The 5,413-nt window shown below is 67.3% G+C and carries 6 protein-coding genes; 3 read left to right on the top strand and 3 right to left on the bottom strand.

From position 1 onward, the window contains the following. Positions 1-574 (top strand): sensor histidine kinase (locus VH499_RS23630; protein WP_332055227.1); only part of this gene is annotated, 574 nt, incomplete at its 5' end. Continuing rightward, complete coding sequence (locus tag VH499_RS23625) at positions 571-960, top strand: response regulator (protein WP_332055226.1); 390 nt, start codon at positions 571-573, stop codon at positions 958-960. The genes VH499_RS23630 and VH499_RS23625, both read left to right, overlap by 4 nt. A gap of 12 nt (positions 961-972) precedes the next feature. On the opposite strand, the gene VH499_RS23620 is transcribed toward VH499_RS23625, so the two are convergent. From VH499_RS23620 to VH499_RS23610, 3 genes are all read right to left on the bottom strand, one after another. Beyond that, positions 973-2,007 carry a TRAP transporter substrate-binding protein gene (locus tag VH499_RS23620; RefSeq protein ID WP_332055225.1) on the bottom strand — a complete coding sequence of 345 codons (1,035 nt, stop codon included), beginning with the start codon at positions 2,005-2,007 and terminating at the stop codon, positions 973-975. Between the two features lie 127 nt (positions 2,008-2,134). After that, positions 2,135-2,284: a hypothetical protein gene (locus tag VH499_RS23615; RefSeq protein WP_332055224.1), complete on the bottom strand. Its 150-nt coding sequence runs from the start codon at positions 2,282-2,284 to the stop codon at positions 2,135-2,137. Next, entirely contained in the window at positions 2,281-3,372 is a 1,092-nt protein-coding gene (locus VH499_RS23610) for a TRAP transporter substrate-binding protein (protein ID WP_332055223.1), read from the bottom strand. The genes VH499_RS23615 and VH499_RS23610 overlap by 4 nt, the downstream gene beginning before the upstream one ends. Before the next feature lie 166 nt (positions 3,373-3,538). Between VH499_RS23610 and VH499_RS23605 the strand changes: the two genes are divergently transcribed. Next, positions 3,539-5,413, top strand: a 1,875-nt coding sequence (locus tag VH499_RS23605; protein ID WP_332055222.1) for a PAS-domain containing protein, incomplete at its 3' end; no start/stop codon positions are given.

The raw sequence follows: 5,413 nt of genomic DNA, 5'->3' as shown, positions 1-5,413 counted from the left end.
GCGCGCCGACGGCATCGTGCGCAGCATGCTGCTGCACTCGCGCGGCGGCAGCGGCGAGCGCCAGAGCGTCGACATCAACGCCGTGCTCGAGGAGGCGCTCAACCTCGCCTATCACGGCGCGCGCGCCCAGGACCAGAGCTTCAACGTCACCCTCGAGCGCGAGCTGCAGGCCGACCTGGCGCCGATCGAGATCGTGCCGCAGGACATGACGCGCGTGTTCCTGAACCTGATCGGCAACGGCTTCTACGCCGTGGCGCGACGCGCCCGGCAGGGCGACGCGACGTTCCGGCCGACGCTCCGGGTGCGCACGCGCGAGCTGGGCGACGCGGTCGAGATCGCCATCCGCGACAACGGCACCGGCATCTCGCCCGAACACCGCGAACGCCTGTTCCAGCCCTTCTTCACCACCAAGCCGACCGGCGAGGGCACCGGGCTCGGCCTCTCGATCAGCTACGACATCGTCACCCAGCAGCACGGCGGGACCATCGAGGTCGCGAGCGCGCCGGGCGACTTCACCGAATTCACGGTCCGCCTGCCGCGGCGCGGACCCGCCGCGGAGAGGAGACCGGCATGAGCGTCAGCATCCTGATCGTCGACGACGAGCCCGACGTCGGCGAGTTGTTCCGCCAGCGCTTCCGCCGCGAGGTGCGCGAGGGCCTCTACGTCCTGCACTTCGCCGATTCCGGCGAGGCGGCGCTCGTCATGCTGGGCCAGGGCATCCGGCCGCAACTGATCGTCATCCTGTCCGACATCAACATGCCGGGCATGGACGGGCTGACGCTGCTCGGCGAGATCAAGAAGCGCTGGCCGGAGCTGCCGGTCATGATGGTGACGGCCTACGGCGACGACGAGCGGCGGCGCATCGCCGACGCGCACGGCGCGGCCGACTTCATCGCCAAGCCGGTCGATTTCGATGTCCTGAAGCGCCAGCTTCTCCACTTCGCGGCGCCGGCGGGCTGACGGCGCGGGCGATCATCCGGGGGCACGCGCATTGAGGAAAGCATGCTCGGCGATGTTGCTCCATGCGATCGCGCCGGCACGAAACGTCTGGTAGCTCTCGTAGATCTTCCTCGACAAGGGATCAGCGGCGCCGATCTCTGCGACGACGTCCTTGCTCAGCACAAGGAATGCCTTCAGGACGGCATCGGGGAATTTCATGATCCTGACGTCGCCCTCGGCCTGCAGCTTGCCAAGCCACGACGCGTTGTTGGTGTTGAATTCCGCCAGGGAGCGCGAGTATTCGCTCGCGGCGACCGCTTCGATGATCTGACGATCGCTGCCGTCGAGACTTTGCCAAATCGCCTTGTTGATCCCTACGGCAATGCCGGTGCCCGGCTCGTGAAAGCCGGCGTAATAGTAGTAGCTCGCAGCCTTGTGCAGGCCCATCGCCATGTCGGGCCAGGGACCGACCCACTCGCTGGCGTCGATGGCGCCGGACTTGAGCGCCTGCACGATCTCGCCGCCGGGCAGCGTCACGACGATCGCGCCCAGCCGCCGCAACACCTCGGCGCCGGGATCGGGCATGCGGTAGCGCAGTCCCTTGAAGTCGTCCGCTGACCTGATCTCGGTATTGAACCAGCCACCCATCTGGGTGCCGGTGTTGAGGCAGAGCAGCGCCTTGATGTTGAACCGGCCGCTGAGCTCATCCCACAATTCCTGGCCGCCGCCGTAGTGCACCCAGCCGAACAGCTCCTGCGCAGTGAAGCCGAAGGGAACCGCGGCAAAGAAGTCGAAAGCGCGTGATTTCTTCTCCCAGTAGTACTCGGCCGAGTGGTACAGGTCGGCGACGCCCGCGCTGACCGCGTCGAACGTCTGGAAGGCGGGGACCAGCTTGCCCGCCGGAAAGACCTCGATCCCGATGCGCCCCGCGGTCGCGGTTTCCACGGTTCGTGCAAATCGAACCGCGCTGGCGTGGAAACCCGTCATCCCCTCGACCCAATCGGTCACCATTTTCAACCTGCGGACGCCCTGGGCGATCGCCGGCGCCGCAAGGCCCGCGGTGGCCACAAGGCCGGATGCCGCGAAAAGAGTTCGGCGCCGCAGTCTCCTCCCCGGTAGCCGGGAAGGTGCCGAAGTCGCGCCTGTACCGCTCCGCAGAGCCAATCGATGCGTCTTCATTCTTTGCCTCCCTGGTTCAGCACCGGCTGGTGCACCAAGCGACGATGCCGGCAAGGAGGGCCATCTGGCTGTCGACGACGCTGCAAATGCACGGGCCCTTCACGGCAATCTCGCAGATCCGTTCATCGACGATCACGCGGCCGTCGAAGGCGGCAGGATTGTTCATCCGAGGGCACGCGCATTCAGGAACGCGCGTTCGGCGATGTCGGTCCAGGGCACGGCACCGGCACGGAATCTCTGGTAGCTGGCGTAGATCTTGCGGGAAATCTCGTCGGCGGCCCCTGCTTCGGCGACGACCTCCCGGCTCAGGCGATAGAGCTCCTTCAGCAGATTGTCGTCGAACTTCAGGATCTTGATGGCCTTGTCCTCCCGCAGCTCGCGCAGCGAGGCCGCGTTGTTGGCGTTGAATTCTGCCAGGGAGCGTATGTATTCGGCGGCGGCTGTCGTCTCGATGATGCGGCGATCATCTGCTGTCAGACTGTCCCAAAGGCTCTTGTTGATGCCGAACGACCAGGCCGCGCCGGGCTCGTGGAAGCCGGGGTAGTAATAATACTGCGCCGTCTTGTGCAGCCCGATCAGCATGTCCTGCCACGGGCCGATCCATTCGCTGGCGTCGATCGCGCCGGATTTCAGCGCCGACGCGATCTCGCCTCCGGGCAGAAGAACGACGGTGGCTCCCAGCCGCCGCAGTACCTCGGCGCCGGGGCCGGCCATGCGGTACCTCAGACCCTTGAAGGCGTCGACCGAGGCAACTTCGCGTGTGAACCAGCCGCCCATCTGACAGCCGGTGGACCCGCCGAGGAGCGCCTTCACATTGAACTGTCCGCTGAGCGCATCCCACAGCTCCTGGCCGCCGCCATAGCGGACCCATGCGAACATTTCGTCCGCGGTGAGGCCGAAGGGCACCGTCGCAAAGAAAAAGAATCCCGGCGACTTGTTCGCGAAGTAGCCTTCGTAGGAGTGATACATGTCGGCGACGCCGGCGCCGACCGCGTCGAATGTCTCGAAGGCATGCACGAGCGCCCCCGCGGCAAACACCTCGACCTCGAGGCGACCGCCGGTGGCGTCGCCGATCGACCTGGCCAGCCGGACTGCGCTGTTCTGCGGTCCCGGCACATCGGCGGGCCAGTCGGTCACCATCTTGAGGCGCCGGACCCCTTGCGCGATCGCAGGCGCGGCGAGACCGAACGGGGCCGCAGCGACCAGGGAGCTTCCGGCCGACAGGATCGTCCGCCGCTTCGTCTTCCGTTCCATGCCCGCCCTCCTACGGCAATGGCTGGACGCACCGCTACGCGCACCAGGCTGTCAGCGGAAACGACGCTACGCGATCGACTGTCCCGTATTCCTGCACGATACGTGACATAGCGCATCGCGCTGCGCCATAATAAAGGTGAAACCTGGTTCCAGGGGCCGGTACTTCATGGCAGCAGCCAAGGCCGAAGACGCGGAACCTTCCACGGTCCGCGTCTGGAACGTCGGAGTGCGGACGCGGCTGCTGCTGGCGTTCCTCGGCATCAGCGCCTTCGCCCTGCTGGCCGCCGCGGCAGGCATCTATTCGTTCGGTCGGGTCGGCGATCGCCTCGAGGTGATCGATGCCCGGGTTCCGCCCGCCCTCGCCGCGCTCGAGCTGTCCCGCTCCGCCGAGCGCATCATCGCCGCGGCGCCGGCACTGCTGGCGGCGACGGACCCGGCGCAGCGTGACGAGGTCAAGGCCGGGCTGGAAGCGGAAGTCGCGCGCCTGGATGACAAACTGGGCGAGCTGCGGAACAAGACGGACAAGGCCTCGCCCCTCTCCGAGATCGAGCCGCTCGTCGGGTCCTTGATCGCCAATCTTTCGAGTCTCGAGGATCTGGTGGCGCGCCGGCTGGACGCCAACGAGCGCGTCAGGAGCCTGCAGCGCGAGGTCTTTCGGGCCAACGACGAAACAGGGCGCCTGCTTTCCCCCTGGACCGCAATGCTCGAAGGCCAGATCGCACGGGGCAGCCAGGACAGCGAGGCGGCGAGTCGCCTGGCGACGGCGCTCGCGCAACTGCGGCCGATCCAGACGGCGCAGAGCCGGTTCTCCGCCGCCGCCGACATGCTCGCCGAAGCCTCGACGACCGACCAGGATCGACGACTGCCGATCCTGGCGTTCCAGCTTCAGCGCGCCCTGCGCGAGCTCGATGCGACCGCGGTCGACCTCGCGCCCAAGCTCAGGCCGCTCTTCCAGGCGCAGATCGGCAAGCTGCGCACTTTCGCCGAAGGCCCGCAGGCCATTACGGCAATGCGCAAGCAGGAGCTGACGCTGATCGGCGAGGGCCGCAAACTGCTGGCCGAGAATGCACGCCTGTCGGCCCGGCTGGCCGGCGCCGTGGACCGCCTCGCCGCCGCCGCCAAGGAGGATGTCAGCGACTCGACCAGCGCCGCGCTCTCCGTCCAGCGCCTCAGCACCCGGCTGCTGGTGGTGCTGGTCGCGCTCAGCCTGCTGACCTCGGCCCTGATCGTCTGGCTCTATGTCGGCCGCAACATCGTGCGTCGCCTGACCGGGCTCAGCGACGGCATGCTGGCCATTGCCGCCGGCAGGCTCGATGCGCCCGTGGCCGTTCGGGGCGGCGACGAGATCGCGGCGATGGGCCGGGCCGTCGAGGTCTTTCGCGGCAATGCCATCGAGCTGGGACGTCTGCTGGAGGAGCGCAAACAGGCCGCCGCGCGTCTCGAGGAGGTGGTCGAGGAACGCACGCGCGAACTGGAGCGGCGCAGTGCGGCGCTGCGGGTGACGTTCGAGAACATGGGGCACGGCGTCGTGATGTTCGATCGCGACCGCCGCATGGTCGCCTGGAACCGGCACTTCCAGGAACTGCTCGAGCTGCCGGACGACCGGGTCGGTCACCAGATCCTGTTCGAGGATTTCGTCCGCCATATCGCCGACCGCGGCGAGTACGGCGTTTGCGACGTCGACGCCCTGGTCGAGAGCCACCTGTCGTCGATCGACCGTTCCTTCGTCGACGAGCGGACGCGGCCCAACGGAACGGTGCTCGACATCCGCCGCAACCCGATCCCGTCCGGCGGGTTCGTTTCGATCTACACCGACGTCACGCAGGAACGTCGCGCCCAGGCCCTGGTCGAGCTGGCGAGGGCCCGCCTCACCGACGCGATCGAAAGCCTCTCCGACGGTTTCGCGCTGTGGGACAAGGACGACCGCCTGGTCGTCTTCAACAGCCGCTGCGAGGCATTGCTGAACGCCGCCGATCTGTTCGTCGTCGGCACCCGCTTCGAGGATCTCATCCGCGACTTCCATCGCAGCGGTCGATACGCC

The sequence above is a fragment of the Reyranella sp. genome, from assembly GCF_036558665.1.
Taxonomy (GTDB): domain Bacteria; phylum Pseudomonadota; class Alphaproteobacteria; order Reyranellales; family Reyranellaceae; genus Reyranella.
This window is presented reverse-complemented; position numbering and strand designations above follow the sequence as displayed.

Bases quoted from the DNA above. Each gene is read 5' to 3' on its own strand.
- VH499_RS23625 (WP_332055226.1), top strand. From the start codon at position 571: ATGAGCGTCAGCATCCTGATCGTCGACGACGAGCCCGACGTCGGCGAG.
- VH499_RS23615 (WP_332055224.1), bottom strand. From the start codon at position 2,284: ATGAACAATCCTGCCGCCTTCGACGGCCGCGTGATCGTCGATGAACGG.
- VH499_RS23610 (WP_332055223.1), bottom strand. From the start codon at position 3,372: ATGGAACGGAAGACGAAGCGGCGGACGATCCTGTCGGCCGGAAGCTCC.